Source organism: Leifsonia sp. McL0607 (assembly GCF_049993355.1).
In the GTDB taxonomy this organism is placed as follows: domain Bacteria; phylum Actinomycetota; class Actinomycetes; order Actinomycetales; family Microbacteriaceae; genus Leifsonia.
Window position 1 is genome coordinate 390,022 of record NZ_CP188253.1, and the last position, 17,166, is coordinate 407,187.

The window sequence follows — 17,166 nt, forward strand, 5'->3', positions numbered from 1 at the left end:
AGAGAACTCTTCACATCCGTCTCGAAAGGAACCACGACGATGACCGTCGCACCCCACGATATCGACCCTGCCCGTTTCCTCGAAGAGCACCTCGCGCAGGCGTCTCCGGATCTGCTCCGGGAGATGCTCGGGGCCTTCATCAACCAGTTGCTGTCCGCGGACGCGGACCAGGTCTGCGGCGCCTCCTACGGCACGATCAGCGACGACCGGGTGAACCGTCGTAACGGTTACCGGCACCGCGACTTCGACACCCGGGCCGGCACGCTGGACGTGAAGATCCCGAAGCTGCGCCAAGGCACCTACTTCCCGGAATGGCTGTTGGAACGTCGTCGTCGTGCTGAGGCGGCGCTGACCACAGTCGTCGCCACCAGCTACCTCCTCGGGGTGTCCACCCGCCGGATGGATGATCTGGTGAAGACGCTCGGGATCACCGGGCTGTCCAAGTCGCAGGTGTCGGAGATGACGCGCGATCTCGACGAGCAGGTCACCGCGTTCCGCACCCGCCCGCTGGACGCAGGCCCGTACTCGTTCGTCGCCGCTGACGCGTTGACGATGAAGGTTCGGGAGGGTGGCAGGGTCGTGAAGGTCGCTGTCCTCGTCGCGACGGGCGTGAACGCGGATGGTTACCGCGAGATCCTCGGGCTGCAGGTCAACAGCACCGAGGACGGGGCAGCCTGGCTGACGTTCTGGCGCGACCTCGTCGCGAGAGGCCTGAGCGGGGTCAAGCTCGTCACATCCGACGCACACGCCGGCCTGGTCGCCGCGATCGCAGCGACGGTCGGCGGCAGCTGGCAAAGATGCAGAACCCACTACGCGGCCAACCTGATGAGCGTGACGCCTAAGAGCTCGTGGCCGTGGGTGAAGACGCTGCTGGGCACGGTGTTCGACCAGCCTGACGCCGAATCCGTGCACGCCCAGCTCAACCGCGTCCTCGACACGCTTGAACACAAACTTCCCCGCAGCTTCGAGCACCTCGACGCCGCGCGGGAGGAGATCCTCGCGTTCACCGCGTTCCCCAAATCGATCTGGCGGCAGATCTGGTCGAACAATCCGAACGAACGGCTGAACCGGGAGATCCGCCGCCGCACCGACGTCGTGGGCATTTTCCCGAATCGCGACAGCATCATCCGCCTCGTCGGCGCGGTCCTCGCCGAACAACACGACGAGTGGGCCGAGCAGCGCCGCTACCTCGGCCTCGACGCGCTCACCGCCGCCCGCCGCGTCGGAGAGCCCCACACCGAGGAGGTGATCGAACCCGACCTCCGCTCCCTTACCGCATAAACCCCGAGAACGAAGGATCACACGATCACCGATACACCACCCCCAAGGACTTGACCGATTGATCGCCGTGGGCACGGTGGCACCAGCCTCCGCTGCAACTCCTCACGCCTCGGCGTTCTACTCGACACAGTCGGCGTGCGGAACAGCGATGGCGAGCCAGCAGCGCGCCGGCAGGTATGTCGAAGGGTGCTACTCCACCAACCAGATTCAGGGTCAGTGGTACTTCATCTACTGGACCTGACAGGGCAGGTGGGTGGGGGCTCGGTGACCGAGCTCCCACCCACCTGGCATTTGCGTTGTCACGACGGTGAGTGCAACACCTCTCTCACAGCACCTTCGAGAGAAACGCCTGCGTGCGCCGGTGCTGCGGGTTGGCGAGGACCTCGCGCGGGTCGCCCGACTCCACGACGACGCCGCCGTCCATGAAGACCAGCTCGTCCGCGACCTCGCGGGCGAAGCCCATCTCGTGAGTCACGACGACCATGGTCATGCCGGAGGCCGCCAGTCCCTTCATGACGTCGAGCACTTCGCCGACCAGTTCGGGGTCGAGGGCGGAGGTCGGCTCGTCGAACAGCATCAGCTTGGGGTCCATCGCGAGCGCGCGGGCGATCGCCACGCGCTGCTGCTGGCCTCCGGAGAGCTGGGCCGGATACTGGGCGCCCTTGTCGGCCAGGCCCACGCGCACGAGCAGTTCGTTGCCCCGCTCGACGGCGCGTGCCTTCGGGAGGCCCTTCACCCGGATCGGCGCCTCGATGATGTTCTCGAGCGCCGTCATGTGCGGGAACAGGTTGAACCGCTGGAACACCATGCCGATCTCGCGGCGCTGGCGGGCGGCCTCCTTGGGCTTCAGCTCGTAGAGCTTGTCGCCGTGCTGGCGGTAGCCGACCACCTGGCCGTCGACCGACAGGCGTCCGGCGTCCACCTGCTCCAGGTGGTTGATGCAGCGCAGGAAGGTGGACTTGCCCGAGCCCGACGGGCCGATGATGCAGAGCACCTCCCCCGGCCGCACCGACAGCGAGATCGACTTGAGCACCTCGTTGGAGCCGAAGCTCTTCGAGACGCCCTCGGCGAGGACCATCGGCGTGATGCCGGCCTTCGACGTCGCGTCGCTCATCCCTTGCCTCCCAGTTCGTTGCCGCCGGGTGCGCCCGCCGCGGGAAGTGCGCCGGTCGCGAGCGCCGGCTCCCGGTTGTCGGGTCGCCGCATGTTGACGCCGCGCGAGAACCGTTTCTCGAGGAAGTACTGGCCGATCATCAGGATGGAGGTGAACAGCAGGTACCAGAGCGAAGCGACGATCAGCAGCGGGATCGGCGTATAGGTGACCGCGGAGATGTCGCGGGCGACACCGTAGAGGTCCGTGGTCAGCGGGATCGCCGCGACCAGCGACGTGGTCTTCAGCATCGAGATGACCTCGTTGCCGGTCGGCGGGATGATCACGCGCATGGCCTGCGGGATGACGATGCGGGTCATCGTCTGCCACCACGACATGCCGAGAGCCGTCGCGGCCTCCTCCTGGCCGGTATCGACGGAGAGCAGGCCTGCACGCACGATCTCGGCCATGTACGCGGCCTCGTTGAGCGCCAGGCCGATGATCGCGATGATGAACGCGTTCTGCATGAAGCCGAGGTCGAGAGTCAGACCGAAGTCGGTCCACGGCACACCGAGGAAGACGTGCGGGTAGATCAGCGAGAACAGGCCCCAGAACACCAGCTGCACGTACACAGGCGTGCCACGGAAGATCCAGAGGTAGAGCCAGGCCACCGACTTGACGACCGGGTTCGGCGAGAGTCGCATCACGGCCAGGATCAAGCCAAGGACGACGCCGATGACCATCGAGTAGATCGTCAATTGGAGGGTCACGAGCGCAGCAGCACTGATGCGCTTGTCGAAGACGTACTTGCCCACGTACTGCCAGCCGTAGGCGGAGCGCTGCGAGGCGTCGATGACGAACCAGACGACCAGCAGGACGAGGACGATCGCGATGACGATGCGCCACGGGTGACGCAGCTTGACCGCTTTGATCGGTTCGGACGGCGGGGCGCCGGCCGGCGACGGGACGGATCCCGTCGCCGGACCGGCCGGGTTGCCCTGCGACATCAGGTCAACCCTTCGAGGCCGCGTTGACGTCGGCCTTCGTCACGATTCCGTCGGCCACGCCCCACTTGTCGAGGATCTTCTTGTAGGTGCCGTCGTCGATGAGCGCCTGGATGGTCTTCTGCAGCACCGGGGTCAGCTCGGAGTTCTTGGCGACCGGGATGCCGTAGGGCGCGACGTCGAACGTCTTGCCTGCCGCCTGGAGCTTGCCGCTGGACTTCGAGATCGCGTACAGCGTGACGGGCGAGTCGGCGCTCAGGGCGTCGGCTTTGCCCAGGATGACGGCATTCGTAGCGTCGTCCTGATTGTCGTACCGCAGGACCTGGATCGCCGCCTTGCCAGCGTCGGTGCAGGCCTTCGACTTGTCGGGCACTTCCTGCGTGTCCTCGACGGTCGTCGACTGCACGGCGACTTTGAGCCCGCAGGCGTTGCCGGGGTCGACAGTCTTCCCCTTGGCGGATGCCCACGAGATTCCCGCTGTGTAGTAGTTGACGAAGTCGACCTGCTTCTCGCGCTCGACCGTGTCGGTGAAGGACGACATGCCGAAGTCGTCCTTGCCGCCGGTGACGCTCGGGATGATGTTGTCGAACTTCGCGATCGCGTAGGTGATCTTGACGCCGAGCTTCGCGCCGATGGCATTGGTGAAGTCGACCTCCCAGCCGACGGGGTTGCCATTGTCGTCCTTGTACTCGTTCGGCGGGTACGTGTCGTCCATGCCGACGGTGAGGAGACCGGCCGACTTGATCTTGGAGGGCAGGCTGTTCGCCAAGGTGTCGTCCTTCTTCACGTCGAACGCGGCGCTCGACGCTGAGCCGCTCGAGGAGGGGGTGGAGTTGTCGACACAACCGGAGAGCGCGAGCGCTGCGACGGCGGCGAGGGCGGCCACGGGGGCCACGGATCGGATGCGCATGATGGTAGTTGTCCTTCTTCCTGGTGCAAGGTGTGCAGGAGGGGTAAGGGGAGAATACCCCAGGCCGCATGCAATAGATGCATACTAATTCGCGCGCGAAACGCCGGTTTTCCTGCAAGTTTCGCAGAGATCTCGTCTTTCTTTGCGCGGATTCCGTTGTCTGAGGCCTCCGGGAACCTCGAATGCGCGCGACACGACGCGCCGCGCTAGGGTCGGGTCGTGACCCAACCGCAATCCGGCCTGGCCGAATCGGCCCGCGTGATCGTCACGCGCCCCGACGATCCGTTGGCCGTGCCGCTCGTCGAGGAGCTCTCGCGCGAGTACGACGAGCGCTACGGCTTCAACGACGGCATCCCCTCGTCAGCGGAGCTCTCGCGGTATCCCGCCAGGCGGTTCACCGCGGAGGAGGGCGGCATCTTCCTTCTCCTCGTAGACGCCGCAGGATCGCCGGTCGCCGGCGGTGCCTTCATGCGGGAGAACGAGTCCACGGTCGAGGTCAAGCGGGTCTGGACGCACTCCGGCTACCGGCGCCAGGGGCTCGCCCGACGCGTGATGTCCGAATTGGAGGACGAGGCAGCGCGGCGCGGCATCCAGACGATCGTGCTCACGACGGGCGCACGTCAGCCGGAGGCGGTCGCGCTCTACATCTCGCTCGGATACTCGCCGCTGTTCGACCTCGACGACGACTGGGAGCGCGTGTCGTACCTCGGGTTCCGCAAAGATCTCTGATAGCGGTGTGCTACTGTCCTGAGGCCGGTGTCCGCCGGCTTCAGGGAAGACGCCTCGTTGACCGTTGGATCGCTGTTCGGTCCGGCCACGATCCCGTCGCCTCCTCTGTGTCGATCAGAGGAGCTGCAATGCCCGTGTCCCCACGCGCCGTCGTCTACTGCGAAGGCCTGTTCGGCGAGCCGGACGGCAAGACTGCGAACGGTCTCGTGCGCTCCTCGGAGAGCTACGAGATCGTCGCGGTCATCGACAGCACACGGGCCGGCCAGGACGCCGGCGCGCTGCTCGACGGCGTCGCCAACGCCGTCCCCGTGCTCGCGAGTCTGGCCGAGGTGGTCGATCGCCTCCCCTCCGCGCCTGACGTGCTCATCGTCGGGATGGCTCCGGCGAGCGGCATGCTGTCCCCTGCCGACCGGCTCGTCCTCCTGGACGGCATCTCCCGCGGGCTGGACATCGTGAACGGCCTACACGAGTTCCTCGGCGACGATGCCGAGTTCGCCGCCGCCGCGCTGATCGCCGGTGTCACCATCACGGATGTGCGCCGCCCGAAGCCCACGAAGGACCTCCGGCTGTTCACGGGCCGGATCGCCGAGGTCACGTGCCCGCGCATCGCGGTGCTCGGCACCGACGGCGCCATCGGCAAGCGCACGACGACGACCCTCCTGGTGCAGGCGCTCAACGCCCGCGGGGTGCGAGCCGTCATGGTCGGCACCGGCCAGACGGCCTTGATCCAGGGCGCTCGCTACGGCGTGGCACTGGACGCGACCGTGCCGCAGTTCTGCTCGGGGGAGGTCGAAGGCCAGGTGCTCGACGCTTTCGAGAACGAGAGCCCCGATGTCATCGTCATCGAAGGCCAAGGCGCGCTGAGCCATCCCGCCTACCTGACCTCGGCCTACATCCTGCGCGGCAGCCGGCCGCAGGCCGTCATCGTGCAGCACGCGCCCGCACGTGCGGTCCTGGACGACTTCCCCGCGATCGCGATGCCGTCCGTCGCGAGCGAGATCGCCCTGATCGAGGCCTTCGCCGAGACCAGGGTCATCGGCGTGACGGTCAACCACGAGAACCTGTCCGACAGCCAGCTCGGCGACGCGATCGATCAGCTGGAGCTCGACCTCGGCATCCCGGCCACCGATCCCCTGACCAGGCACCTCGACGAACTGGTCGGTATGGTGCTGCTCGCGTTCCCCGCCCTCGCGGCAATCGCGGTTCCGCTCGCCGCCGCGAACTGACGCGGACGGCCGGGCTTCACGCGGGTTCGACACCGAGACCGACACCGAGCAGACCCGCCGACGCGCGGACGAGATCGTCCGCCGCCCGCCCGTCGAAGCTCGCGCCCAACGCGGCGGCCAGCCTGGCTGTTCCGGCGCCGGACGGAGCGGCGTCGAGCACACCGAGCAGGTCGGCCGCGTGCAGCGCCTCGATCGCGACCACCTCGGCGGTGAGGGCGAGGGACCGCCGCAGGAGCCGCAGCGCCAGTGGCGCGAAGGTGGCGTGGTCCTCGACGCCCGACAACGTCGAGGAGCCCAGCGTCGCCGGCGCGGCCAGCTGACGCACCTCGGCGACGGCGTCGGCGGCCGCATAGAGGAGGAGGCCGGGAACCCGGGTGCGGCCCTCCCGGCGCGCGGGGGCGAGCGCGAGCGACAGCGCGGCCGTGCGACGCTCCGACGCCTCGGCCACGTGGGCCAGCGCCAGACGCAGGTTCTCCAGGGCCAGTGCCAGCGGCAGCGCCTGGAAGTTGCCGCCGGAGACGAGCCGGCCGTTCGGGAGGTCGACGACCGGGTTCTCCGAGCGCGACGCGAGCTCCACCTCCAGCTCGGCGCGCAGCCGGGCGACCGACTCCCGGAGGGCGCCGTGCAGTTGCGGCGCCGTGCGGAACGCCAGCGGGTCCTGCACGCTCACCGCGCGATCGGGAGCCTCGAGGCGGCTGCCGCCCAGCGCGGCGCGGATCGCCTGCGCGGACGCCCGCTGGCCGGAGCCGCCCCTCGCGTCCGCCACGGCGGTCGAGTAGGGGCTGAGGTTGCCGGCCGGTCCCGCCGCGCCGACGGCCTCCAGCGACAGCGCGACGACCAGGTCCGCCGCTTCCGCGAGTTGCCGCGCGGCGACCGCCGCGAGCGAGCCGACTCCGACGCTCAGCGCGTTGGCGCTCAGCGCGGCCACGGCCTCGTGCGGCGCGAACTCGACCGGCTGCAGTCCGGCATCCGCGAGAGCCTCGGCTGCCGGAACCTCCACGCCGTCTCGGAGGACGACCCCGGTGCCGATGACGACCGCCGCGACCTCCGCGAGCGCTGTCAGATCGGCCGCGCCGATAGAGCCGCGCGACGGGATCCGCGGCGTCACGCGCGCGTTGAGCAGCGCCGCGTACGCGTCCGCGAGCCGCGGCCGTACGCCCGCGCCGCCGCGGGTGAAGCCGGCGAGGCGGGTCGCGACGACGGCACGGGCCTCCACCTCGGTCAGCGGCTCCCCGATGCCGCCGCGATGGTTCGCTATCGTGCGTCGCTGGAAGGCCGCGAGCTCGTCCACCTCCACCGCGTCGTCGCGCCCGGCGCCCAGCCGCCGGTTGAGACCGTAGACCGGCTCCCCCGACTCGATCGCGTGGTCGACGACGGCACGGGAGGCCGCGATCCGCTCGCGCGCGTCCGCGTCGAGCACGACGGGCGCGCCTTCCGCGATCGCGACGATGTCGGAGACGGTCGGAGGCTCCGCACCGAATCGAACGTCACCCGCTGGCCCGGCCATGACGTCAGAAATCGGCCAGGTTGCGGCGGAGGCCGCCGTCGCCGAGCTCCGAGCGCAGCAGCCCGCGTCGGCGGAGGGCCGGCACCAGCGGGTCCAGCGTGCGGTGCACGTTGGCGGGATGAACCTGCCCGGTGAACAGGAACCCGTCGCCGCCCACGGCCTCCCCCAGCTCACCCAGGTGGTCGGCGACCTCGTCGGCGGTGCCGATGATCGCCACGCCGTCCTTCTTGGCCCGGGTCTGCAGGATCTCACGCAGAGTCGACCCCGCCGGGGCGGACGACACGAAGTTGTCCAGCGTGCCGCGGTTGCTGTTCGTGGTGATCTCCGGAAGCGGAGCGTCCAGGTCGAAGGTCTTGAAGTCCACGCCGGTCAGATAGCTGATCGACTGCAGCTGCTCGTCGATGGCCGCCTGGGTGAGCTCGGCGCGCGCGGCACGGACGCTCGCGGTCTCCTCGGCGTTCGCGGTCAGGATCGGCTGCACGACGAACAGGACTTTCACCGCGTCGGCCGGCCGCCCGTTCTCCACGGCGACGGCGCGAATGCTGTCCCGGTAGTCGCGCATCCGCTCCGACGTGGAGGCGAGCGCGAGCACGATATCCGAGTTCTTGCCCGCGAAGTCGCGGCCCCGACCCGACGCGCCAGCCTGCACCATGACCGGCTCCTCGGCGGCCGGCGCGGTGTTCAGCGGTCCGCGCACCCGGAAGAAGCGGCCCTCGTGGTCGATCGTGTGCACCTTGCGGTAGTCGGCGAAGACGCCGCCTGCGACATCCTCCACGACCGCGTCGGGCTCCCAACTGCGCCAGAGCTTGCGGACGACCTCCACCCACTCGTCGGCACGGTCATAGCGCAGGTCGTGCTCCACCTGCTTGTCGAGGCCGTAGTTCTGGGCGGCCAGGTCGGAGCCGCTGGTCACCACATTGAAGCCGAGCCGGCCTCCCGCGAAGTGCTGGAGGGTGCTGAGCAGGCGGGCGGCAGTGAACGGCTCGTAGAAGCTCGCGCTGAGCGTCGGCACGACGCCGAGTCTGCTGGTCGCCCCGAGCAGGTACGGCACGAGCGGCAGCGGGTCGTGCTTGGGCACGAACCGCGCGGCGGCCAGGTTCACCTCGGCCGACCCGCCGTAGGTGTCGGGCACGGCGACGCCGTCCTCGATGATGAACAGATCGAAGCCGGCGCCCTCGAAGGCGCGCGCCGCATCCTGGTAGATGGGAGGCTGCTTCCAGTCGTAGCCGATGCCGTACGTGGGGTCGCCCCAGCCCTGGACGCCGAAGCCGGCGCCGAGGAACCAGCCGAAGTGGAGGAGTGCCATGGATTCTCTCTGTCGCCGGACGCGGCCCGCGTCGCTGAAGGTGTGCGGTGCGCTGACCGCCCGTGAGGAGGTCAGTCGACGCCGACGCCGGCGGCGGTGAGCCAATCGACGTCGTACGCCTTGGTCAGATAGTTCGTTCCGCCGTCCGGAGCGATCGCCACGACGATCGAGCCCGGCGGCGCCTCGCGGGCCACCCGCAGGGCGGCTGCGACGGCGAGCGCCGACGACGGGCCGAGCAGGAGGGCCTCCTCGGCGGCCAGCCGGCGGAGCGTTCGGTACACCACTCCATCCTCGACCGTATGGATCTCGTCCACCACCTCCGGATCGAACGTGACTGGCCAGAAGTCGCGCGGCCACGCGGTGCCGACGCCGTCGACGAGGATGCGACCGGCGGCGCCGCCGCCGTAGGTGGAGCCCGCGGGGTTCGCGCCGTGCACCTCCACCGTCCCTCCGCTGACCTCCTTGAGGTAGCGGCCGGTGCCGCTCACGGTTCCGCCGGTGCCGATGGAGGCGACGAAATGCGTCACGCGGCCGGCCGTCTGCCGCCAGATCTCCGGTCCGGTGCCGCGGTAGTGCGCCTCCGGGTTCGCGGCGTTCGCGAACTGGGCGGGGCGCCACGACCCAGGCGTCTCTGCGGCGATCCGGTCGGCCACGGCCCGCGGATTCGCGGGGTCGTCGGGGCCGACCTCCCAGTCGGCCTCCACCAGCCGGGCGCCGTAGGCGGCGAGCACCTTGCGCTTCTCGTCGGAGATGTCGGCGGCGTGCACGATGACGACGGGGTGACCGGTGAGCCGGCCGATGAGGGCCAGGCCGATGCCGGTGTTGCCGCTGGTCGCCTCCACGATGGTCCCCCCGGGAGCGAGCACTCCCGCCGCCTCGGCCGTGCAGATCATGTTGAGGGCGATGCGGTCCTTCGACGAGCCTCCCGGGTTGCGGCCCTCGAGCTTGACCAGCACGCGGGCCTCGAGGCCGGCCGGAAGCGAGTGCAGCTCGACCACAGGGGTGTTGCCGATCAGCGCCGCCGCCGAGTCGCACACCTCGCCCAGCGGGAGGTTCCCGGGGCCGGAGGAGGGGATCAGGTGGAGTGCGGTCATGCAGGAACGATAGATGTGTCACCCCGGAAACGCACGGGCTGTGTCCACGTGTTACAGCGTGCGGAGGACGCAGGCCAGGCGATGATGGAACCTTTCGGGCCGATCGGACACTAGGAGATATGAACAACGCTGAATCGGAGGAGGCCGACGCCTGGTCCCGGGCGCGGGACGGTGATCCCGACGCGTTCACCTCCCTTTTCGATGTGCATCGCGACCGGGTCTACGGTCACGCGCTGCGACTCGTGCGGCAGCCGCACGATGCCGAGGACGTCACGGCCGTGGTCTTCCTGGAGGCCTGGCGCCGCCGCGACGCGGTACGCGTGCTGGACGGCTCGATCATCGCCTGGCTGCTGGTCACCGCGAACAACACCGTGCGCAACCTTGAGCGCAGCAAGCGCCGCCATCGCGACGCGCTGGCCCGCATGTGGTCCGAGTCCATTCACCAGCCCGATCACGCCGACGGCGTCGCGGACGACCTCGACAACCAGGAACGGGACCGTCGCGTGCGCGATGCGTTCACCACCCTGTCGACCGCCGACCAGAACGTGATCACGCTCTGCGTGCTGGAGGAGCTCCCGCTGGCCGAAGCGGCACGCGCGCTCGGCGTCCCCGTCGGGACGATCAAATCCCGGCTCTCCCGTGCCAAGCGCCGCCTCGGCGACAGGGCGCTGCTCCCCGATCCGAGCCCTGCCTTCGAAGGAGGTGCAGAATGACCGCCACCGGCCCCGCTTTCAACCCGGCGCGCAGTGCAATCCTCCGCGACATCCTCCATGAGACCGTCGCCGAGGCTCGAGCGCGTCCCTCGCGCACGCGCTTCGCCATCGGCGGCCTCGTCGGAGCCGCCGTCCTCCTCGCCGGCGGAACGGCCGCGCTCGCACTCAGCGGTGTCCTGCACTTCGGGTCACCGGAGCGGGCGCCGGCACCGGCACCGGCACCGAGCGTCAGCTCCACACCGACCCCGACGCCCACGCCGACGCCGACGCCGACCAGCCGACCCATCGCCGTCCAGACGACGCCGATCGAGCGGCACGACGTCGACGAGCTCGCGGCATCTCCTTGGACCCTGGACCTTCCTGGTACGGGACGGCAGTGCGAACAGCACCACGTCTACGACGTCGCCGACGGGCTGGCCCTCGTTCAATTGGGCGCCCACGTCGTCGGCGACGGCTCGCCCGATTGCGTGGACGACCTGCAGCACGTCTCCCTGTCCCTCGTGGACACCCGGCGCGGTACGGCCCTCTGGTCGCGCGAGTGGACGTGGCACGCTCAGCCGGTCTACGACGTCGACGTCATCGTGCTGGGCACGTCGGGACGTGTCCTCGTCGCGGATCACGCACTCGGCGGCGGGCCGCACGAGGTCATCGACCTGGCCACCGGGCAGACCCTGGCGGACTTCGCCGGTGAGAAGAGCGACGCAATACTCAATGCCGTGGCGGTGCCGGGCGATTCGGGCGATATCGTCATGACCACGCCGCATACGATCGTTCGGGTCGACCCCCGCGACATGAGCGCGCCTCGCTGGTCGACGAGCATCCCTGGAAAGAGTGCCTCGGTGTATCCGATCAGGAGTGCCACCACGTTCGTTCCGGTCAGCATCGAACTGAACGCTCCTGGTCCCGATGGCGGTCCATATGGCGCAGCGCGCCTCGACCTCCAGACTGGTCGGCTCGACCCCGGATTGAACGTCATCAGGCTGATCCAGGGCGAGTCCACCCTGGCGGAGGTGTCCCAATACGACGCGTTGGGACAGCCCACCGAACTCACCGGTCTCGACTCTTCGGGAGAGGCGGTGTGGACCAAACGGATACCACCGGCCGCGGATGTCTTCGCCGTTCGCACGTTAGCCGGCACCGGGGGCGCGGATCCGCACCTTGCTCACGCGACCGATCTCATCGCCGTGGTGTCCGCATCCGAGCTGACCATCTTCGACGCCGGCTCCGGAGAAGCCCGCTGGTCCGCACCCGCGAGTCGATGCGGCCTGACGGCCGAATATGGTCGACCGGTGCCCCTCGTGGATGTCGTCCTCGACGGTGCACACGACGACCTCATCGTCGTGCACGACGGCATCAAGACCTGCACGTTCGCAGCATCGACGGGGGCGCCTCGACCGCTTCCGGACGTGCCTAGCGGGACAGCGCTCCTGTTCGGACCCGCGAACTCCTACGTAGCCTCGGGCTGGCCGAGTACGACCCTGACGGCTTATGACCGGCGCTCGGGCACCGAGCTGTGGCGCGCAACAGCCACGGGCCCGGGCGAGTGGCTCTTCGCCGGGGGTTACCTGGTACGCCTGGGTGCCGACAGGTTGACCGGGCTGGGCTGATGGGCCCGACTTTCACAAGCGTCGCCGCCGAAGTGCCACGCCCTGATCAAGCGCCGACGGCCACCGGCCGGGCGGGGTCGTTCGACCACGCGGAGAAGGAACCGGGGTAGAGCGCCGGGATGGGCAGGCCCGCGGCCTCCATCGCCAGGGCAGCGTGCGCCGCGGTGACGCCGGAGCCGCAGTAGACACCCGTCCGGGCGTCCGCGTCGACGCCGAGCGCTGCGAAGCGGGCGGCGAGCGCATCCGGCGGCAGCATCCGGCCGTCGGGGGCGATCGTGTCGGCCGTCGGCGCGCTGACAGCGCCGGGGATGTGCCCGGCGCGTGGGTCGACGGGCTCGACCTCCCCGCGGAACCGCTCGCCCGCGCGCGCGTCGAGTAGCACGCCGTGGGCCGCGACGGCCGCAGCGGCGTCCGCATCCAGCATCGGCAGCTGACCGTAAGCGAGGTGGACCGTTCCGGGTGCGATCACGGTCTGCTCCGTCTCGAGCGCTCCCCCGGCCGCGATCCAGGCGCTCAGGCCGCCGTCGAGTACACGCACGTTCTCGAAGCCCGCGTGCCGGAGCAGCCACCAGGCGCGGGCGGCCGAGGTGCCGGAGACATCGTCGTAGACGACCACGGCGTCGCCGTCGTTCAGTCCCCAGCCGCGCGCGGCTGCCTGGAAGTCCGCGATGGCCGGCAGCGGGTGCCGCCCGTCGGTCGGGAGGCCGTGGCCGGCGAGCTCCGTGTCGAGATCGACGTATACCGCCGACGGAATGTGGCCCTTCGCGAACTCGTCAGGGCCGGGAGGACCGCCCAGCTTCCAGCGCACATCGAGCACCCGCAGCGACGACCGCCGCCGGCCGGCCCGGCTCCACAGGGATTCAGCGCCGAGAGCGACGTCCAGCGCGGCGGCGGTGATCAGCGGAGAGTTCCGCATCGTCATATCAGCGACCGCTCGATGCCTTCGCGTTCGACTCGTACGACGTGTTGGTCGACTCGAAGAAGTTGACCAGCTCGAGTGTGTCGTTGGCGGTCGCCATCCACTTGGCCGGGTTGGAGACCTTGTACTCGGCCTCGAAGCCGAGCTCCTCCAGACGGCGGTCGGCCAGGTACTTGACGTACTGGTTGATGTAGTTGGCGTTGAGGCCCAGGATGCCGCCGGGCAGGAGGTCGCGGTTGTACTGCTCCTCCATCTCCACGGCGTCCAGGATCATCTGGCGGATCTCGTTCGCGAACTCCGGCGTCTGCAGGTCGGGGTTCTCCTCCAGTACCGTGAGGATCAGGTTGATGCCGAACTTGAGGTGCAGCGACTCGTCGCGCACCACCCAGTCGATCAGCGACCCGAAGTTGCGCAGCAGGTTGCGCTGGCGGAACGACAGCGCCACCATGAAGCCCGAGTAGAACCAGATCCCCTCGAGGATGACGTTGTACGCCACCAGGTTGCGGATGAAGTCCTGCTTGCCCTCGGTCGTCGTGATGTCGAGCGCCTGCTCGGTCATCCGCTTGATGAAACGGACTTCGAACTCCTCCTTGCGCGCCATCGACGGGATGTCGACGTGGGAGGTGTACGCCTGCTCGCGGTCGATCGGGAACGTCTCGAGCACGTACTCGAACGACATGCAGTGGTTGGCCTCCTCCCACATCTGCTTGGCGAGGTAGAGGTGCGCCTCAGCCGCGTTGATGTAGGGGTACACACCGAACGCCAGAGCCTTGTTGACCAGGAGCTCGTTCGGGTTGAAGTAGCTCATCAAGAAGGTGACCGCGTGACGCTCCTCGTCGGTCATCCGCTTGAAGTCCGCGATGTCCTCACCGAGCTGGATCTCGTTGGGGAACCAGGTGTTCGCGACGGCCTGGTCGTAGAGGTCCATCGCCCACTGGTACTTCACCGGCTTGAGCAGCAGACCCTCTTCGATTCCCGTTCCCAGGATGCCCATCTGTGTGTCTCTTCTCTATCGTCTTCGGCGGCGGGCTACTGGCAGGACTCGCACTGCAGGTCGTCCATGGGGTCGACCGGCACGTAGTACTCCTCGATCGTGGTGCTGTTCATCACTTGTCACCCCCAGCGGCGTTGTTGGAGGTCAGGCCGCCGAAGCCGAACCCGCGGCGGGCGGGAGCGGCCGCGGGAGCGGTCTCGGTGATGACGGGAGCGGCCGCCGGCGCGCCGGCGCCGACCGCCGCGAAGCCCGTGCGGCCTCCCGAGATCTCCTCGGCCTTGTTGACCTTGACGGTCGACTGCTCCGCCTGGTGACGCGGCTTCATGTGCAGGTAGTAGGTGGTCTTGACACCCTTCTCCCACGCGGCGTAGTAGATGTCCATCATGTCGCCGAGATCACGCGTCTCGAGGTACATGTTGCGGCTGATCGCCTGATCGATCCACTTCTGGGCACGCGCCGCTACCTCGATGAACGCGTGGGGCGAGAGCTGGAAGCTGGTCTTGAACGTGGCCTTGACCTCGTCCGGGATCGCGTCGACCCCAGAGATGTCGCCCTGCGAACGCAGGATCGCCTCGCGGACATCCTGCCAGATGCCGCGCTCCTGCAGCGTCTCGACCAGGTTGCGGTTGACCTCGAGGAACTTGCCGGAGGAGGTCGACCTGCTGAAGATCTGCGAGAACTGCGGGTCGAAGCCCGGCGTGGTGCCGGCGACCAGCCCGATGGAGGCCGTGGGGGCGACGGCCATAAGGGTGGCGTTGCGCATGCCGCCCTTGACCTTCTCGCGCAGGCGGTCCCAGTCGAGGCGGATCGTGCGGTCGACCGTGATCGGGACGCCGCGGTCGGCCTCCGTCAGCGCGATCGAGTCGTAGGGAACCAGGCCCTTCGACCAGCGCGAGCCCTCGAAGTTCGGGTACGAGCCGCGCTCCTGCGCCAGGTCGGCGCTCTCGTCGATGGCCGCATACGAGACGTGCTCCATGATCTCGTCGATCAGAGCGTAGGCCTCTTCGCTCTCGTAGCTGAAGCCGAGGCGCTCGACGATGTCGGTGAAGCCCATGACGCCCAGGCCGATCGCGCGGTTCTGCTGGTTGGAGAAGTCGGCCTCGTCGACGCTGGAGACCGTGATGTCAATCAGGTTGTCCAGCTGGCGCACGGCCTGACGGGCGCTCGCCTCGATGCGCTCCCAGTCCATCTTGCCGTCGATCAGGTGACGCGACAGGTTGATGGAGGCCAGGTTGCAGACCGAGACGTTGTCGCGGTCCTGCGGCAGCGTGATCTCGGTGCAGAGGTTGGAGAGGTGGATCGTGCCCGTGTTGTTGTTGAGGGCGCGATTGTTGATGGTGTCCTTCCAGGTCAGCCACGGGTGGCTGGTGGTCTGGAGGCTCATCAGGATGTCCTTGAACTGCGCGCGGGCGCTGATCTTCTTGAACATCCGCAGCTCGCCGGACTCGGCCATGGCCACGTATTCGGCGTAGCGGGCCGAGAACTCCTTGCCGTAAAGCTCGTTGAGGTCGGCTACCTCCAGAGGGTCGAAGAGGTACCAGTCTTCGTCGGTCTGCACGCGCTTCATGAACTCGTCGCTGATCCACACTGCGGTGTTGGCGGTGCGGGTGCGGCGGTAGGGATCGCCGGAGTTCTGGCGGAGGTCGAGGAACTCGGGGAAGTCGAGGTGCCAGTTCTCCATGTAGAAGCAGAGCGCGCCGAACTTCTTGCCGCCGCGGCTCACCGCGCGCAGCACCGAGTCGATCGTGTGCATGAACGGGATCGGACCGGTGGAGGTGGTGTTGTTCGAGCGGATCGGCGAGCCCTGGGCACGCAGCTTGGTGACCGCGAGCCCGATGCCGCCGGTGCCCTTGGTGAGCCACATCACGTCGCGCACCGACTTGGCGATGTGCTCGATGTCGTCCTGCATCTCCATGACGAAGCAGTTGGAGAGCTGCGGATACGCGGTTCCCGCGTTCACGAGCGTGGAGCCCGCGGCGAGGTACTCGAGCTTGGACATCTTGTCGTAGAACGCGAGGGCGTGGGCGGTGGGGTCGGCCTCGTTGAGCGAGAGACCCATCGCGATGCGCATCCAGAAGTACTGAGGGACCTCGAGCGAGTCGCCGTTGCGGGCCTTGATGCCGTAACGGTTGTTGAGGGTGACCACGCCGATGTACTTGAGCAGTTCGTCGCGCGACGGGTCGAGGTGGCCTGCGAGGCGGTCGAGGTCGAAGAGGGAGGTGAAACGCGAGTCGAGGAGGGTCTCGGAGACGCCGCGCTCGATGTAGCCGCGGAAGTGGCTGGAGTGGAGCTCCACGAGCTCATCGAAGCCCTCATAGTCGCCGAGGACGCGCTTGTAGATCGTCTTGAGGAGGAGGCGTGCGGCGACGGTGTCGAACGCGGGGTCGTCCTTGACGTTCTGCAGGGCGACCTGGATGACCGCCTCGTCGAGCTGCTGAGTCGTGATGCCGTCGAACAGGGTCAGCTCCAGCTCGCTCGCGATCTGCGTCACCCAGGTGATGTTCTCATCCAGGCCCGCGGCCGCGTTCTCGATGGCCAGATTGATCTTGTTGGCGTCGTACGGCTCCCGCTCGCCGTTCCGCTTCACAACAGTGATAGCCACTATCTCTCCCTCGATCTCTCGATCTCACAGTGCCGCTCGAGCGAGCGGCGAAGTCGTCGCGACGGCCTCCGGCCTCCCCGAGAACGGGCCGAACCCCTGTCGCGTGAACCACTATATAGCCGGGTGCCGACATTTCCACGCCCCCATATCTAGTGGGCGTGTCATCCACAGATGTGAAAAAGTT

14 protein-coding genes are annotated in these 17,166 nt (G+C 68.3%); 5 read left to right on the top strand and 9 right to left on the bottom strand.

Annotation, left to right across the window (positions count from 1 at the left end; genetic code table 11):
- The first annotated feature begins 39 nt into the window (after window positions 1-39).
- Window positions 40-1,281: an IS256 family transposase gene (locus ACPPVW_RS01850; protein ID WP_426624857.1), complete on the top strand. Its 1,242-nt coding sequence runs from the start codon at window positions 40-42 to the stop codon at window positions 1,279-1,281.
- Window positions 1,282-1,606: 325 nt separating this feature from the next.
- Here the strand turns inward: ACPPVW_RS01850 and ACPPVW_RS01855 are convergent, their stop codons facing one another.
- The 3 genes from ACPPVW_RS01855 to ACPPVW_RS01865 are packed head-to-tail and all read right to left on the bottom strand — an operon-like array spanning window position 1,607 to window position 4,285.
- On the bottom strand, window positions 1,607-2,395 hold the full coding sequence (locus ACPPVW_RS01855) for an amino acid ABC transporter ATP-binding protein (protein WP_426624858.1): 789 nt from the start codon (window positions 2,393-2,395) through the stop codon (window positions 1,607-1,609).
- Window positions 2,392-3,378 (bottom strand): amino acid ABC transporter permease, encoded by a 987-nt coding sequence (locus ACPPVW_RS01860; protein ID WP_426624859.1) that lies wholly within the window; start codon window positions 3,376-3,378, stop codon window positions 2,392-2,394. Before ACPPVW_RS01860 ends, ACPPVW_RS01855 begins: the two co-directional genes overlap by 4 nt.
- A 4-nt stretch (window positions 3,379-3,382) precedes the next feature.
- The gene (locus ACPPVW_RS01865; RefSeq protein WP_426624860.1) at window positions 3,383-4,285 is read right to left on the bottom strand and encodes an ABC transporter substrate-binding protein; all 903 of its coding nucleotides are present in this window, start codon (window positions 4,283-4,285) and stop codon (window positions 3,383-3,385) included.
- 219 nt (window positions 4,286-4,504) lie between these two features.
- Here ACPPVW_RS01865 and ACPPVW_RS01870 point away from each other — a divergent pair, with 219 nt between their 5' ends.
- Together ACPPVW_RS01870 and ACPPVW_RS01875 are read left to right on the top strand one after the other, a co-directional pair.
- A complete protein-coding gene (locus tag ACPPVW_RS01870) occupies window positions 4,505-5,014 on the top strand; it encodes a GNAT family N-acetyltransferase (RefSeq protein ID WP_426624861.1) in 510 nt (169 codons plus the stop codon).
- Between the two features lie 128 nt (window positions 5,015-5,142).
- Complete coding sequence (locus ACPPVW_RS01875) at window positions 5,143-6,240, top strand: DUF1611 domain-containing protein (RefSeq protein WP_426624862.1); 1,098 nt, start codon at window positions 5,143-5,145, stop codon at window positions 6,238-6,240.
- Window positions 6,241-6,256: 16 nt separating this feature from the next.
- Here the strand turns inward: ACPPVW_RS01875 and ACPPVW_RS01880 are convergent, their stop codons facing one another.
- From ACPPVW_RS01880 to ACPPVW_RS01890, 3 genes are all read right to left on the bottom strand, one after another.
- A complete protein-coding gene (locus ACPPVW_RS01880; RefSeq protein ID WP_426624863.1) occupies window positions 6,257-7,747 on the bottom strand; it encodes an aromatic amino acid ammonia-lyase in 1,491 nt (496 codons plus the stop codon).
- Window positions 7,748-7,751: 4 nt separating this feature from the next.
- The gene (locus ACPPVW_RS01885; protein ID WP_426624864.1) at window positions 7,752-9,053 is read right to left on the bottom strand and encodes an NtaA/DmoA family FMN-dependent monooxygenase; all 1,302 of its coding nucleotides are present in this window, start codon (window positions 9,051-9,053) and stop codon (window positions 7,752-7,754) included.
- Between the two features lie 71 nt (window positions 9,054-9,124).
- Window positions 9,125-10,147, bottom strand: a complete 1,023-nt coding sequence (locus ACPPVW_RS01890) for a PLP-dependent cysteine synthase family protein (RefSeq protein WP_426624865.1) — start codon at window positions 10,145-10,147, stop codon at window positions 9,125-9,127.
- 119 nt (window positions 10,148-10,266) lie between these two features.
- Between ACPPVW_RS01890 and ACPPVW_RS01895 the strand changes: the two genes are divergently transcribed.
- Together ACPPVW_RS01895 and ACPPVW_RS01900 are read left to right on the top strand one after the other, a co-directional pair.
- Window positions 10,267-10,860: an RNA polymerase sigma factor gene (locus ACPPVW_RS01895; protein WP_426624866.1), complete on the top strand. Its 594-nt coding sequence runs from the start codon at window positions 10,267-10,269 to the stop codon at window positions 10,858-10,860.
- On the top strand, window positions 10,857-12,467 hold the full coding sequence (locus ACPPVW_RS01900; RefSeq protein ID WP_426624867.1) for a hypothetical protein: 1,611 nt from the start codon (window positions 10,857-10,859) through the stop codon (window positions 12,465-12,467). Before ACPPVW_RS01895 ends, ACPPVW_RS01900 begins: the two co-directional genes overlap by 4 nt.
- A gap of 46 nt (window positions 12,468-12,513) precedes the next feature.
- On the opposite strand, the gene ACPPVW_RS01905 is transcribed toward ACPPVW_RS01900, so the two are convergent.
- From ACPPVW_RS01905 to ACPPVW_RS01915, 3 genes are all read right to left on the bottom strand, one after another.
- Entirely contained in the window at window positions 12,514-13,389 is an 876-nt protein-coding gene (locus ACPPVW_RS01905; RefSeq protein ID WP_426624868.1) for a sulfurtransferase, read from the bottom strand.
- Between the two features lies 1 nt (window position 13,390).
- A complete protein-coding gene (locus ACPPVW_RS01910; protein ID WP_426624869.1) occupies window positions 13,391-14,380 on the bottom strand; it encodes a ribonucleotide-diphosphate reductase subunit beta in 990 nt (329 codons plus the stop codon).
- A 112-nt stretch (window positions 14,381-14,492) separates the two neighbouring features.
- Window positions 14,493-16,982 (bottom strand): ribonucleoside-diphosphate reductase subunit alpha, encoded by a 2,490-nt coding sequence (locus ACPPVW_RS01915; RefSeq protein WP_426624870.1) that lies wholly within the window; start codon window positions 16,980-16,982, stop codon window positions 14,493-14,495.
- Window positions 16,983-17,166: the final 184 nt, after the last annotated feature.

What these genes read in the sequence shown, in the direction of transcription:
- ACPPVW_RS01890 (WP_426624865.1), bottom strand. Translation starts at nt 10,147, where the DNA reads ATGACCGCACTCCACCTGATCCCCTCCTCCGGCCCCGGGAACCTCCCG.
- ACPPVW_RS01910 (WP_426624869.1), bottom strand. Translation starts at nt 14,380, where the DNA reads ATGGGCATCCTGGGAACGGGAATCGAAGAGGGTCTGCTGCTCAAGCCG.
- ACPPVW_RS01850 (WP_426624857.1), top strand. Translation starts at nt 40, where the DNA reads ATGACCGTCGCACCCCACGATATCGACCCTGCCCGTTTCCTCGAAGAG.
- ACPPVW_RS01900 (WP_426624867.1), top strand. Translation starts at nt 10,857, where the DNA reads ATGACCGCCACCGGCCCCGCTTTCAACCCGGCGCGCAGTGCAATCCTC.
- ACPPVW_RS01880 (WP_426624863.1), bottom strand. Translation starts at nt 7,747, where the DNA reads ATGGCCGGGCCAGCGGGTGACGTTCGATTCGGTGCGGAGCCTCCGACC.
- ACPPVW_RS01895 (WP_426624866.1), top strand. Translation starts at nt 10,267, where the DNA reads ATGAACAACGCTGAATCGGAGGAGGCCGACGCCTGGTCCCGGGCGCGG.
- ACPPVW_RS01905 (WP_426624868.1), bottom strand. Translation starts at nt 13,389, where the DNA reads ATGACGATGCGGAACTCTCCGCTGATCACCGCCGCCGCGCTGGACGTC.
- ACPPVW_RS01865 (WP_426624860.1), bottom strand. Translation starts at nt 4,285, where the DNA reads ATGCGCATCCGATCCGTGGCCCCCGTGGCCGCCCTCGCCGCCGTCGCA.
- ACPPVW_RS01875 (WP_426624862.1), top strand. Translation starts at nt 5,143, where the DNA reads ATGCCCGTGTCCCCACGCGCCGTCGTCTACTGCGAAGGCCTGTTCGGC.
- ACPPVW_RS01885 (WP_426624864.1), bottom strand. Translation starts at nt 9,053, where the DNA reads ATGGCACTCCTCCACTTCGGCTGGTTCCTCGGCGCCGGCTTCGGCGTC.
- ACPPVW_RS01860 (WP_426624859.1), bottom strand. Translation starts at nt 3,378, where the DNA reads ATGTCGCAGGGCAACCCGGCCGGTCCGGCGACGGGATCCGTCCCGTCG.
- ACPPVW_RS01855 (WP_426624858.1), bottom strand. Translation starts at nt 2,395, where the DNA reads ATGAGCGACGCGACGTCGAAGGCCGGCATCACGCCGATGGTCCTCGCC.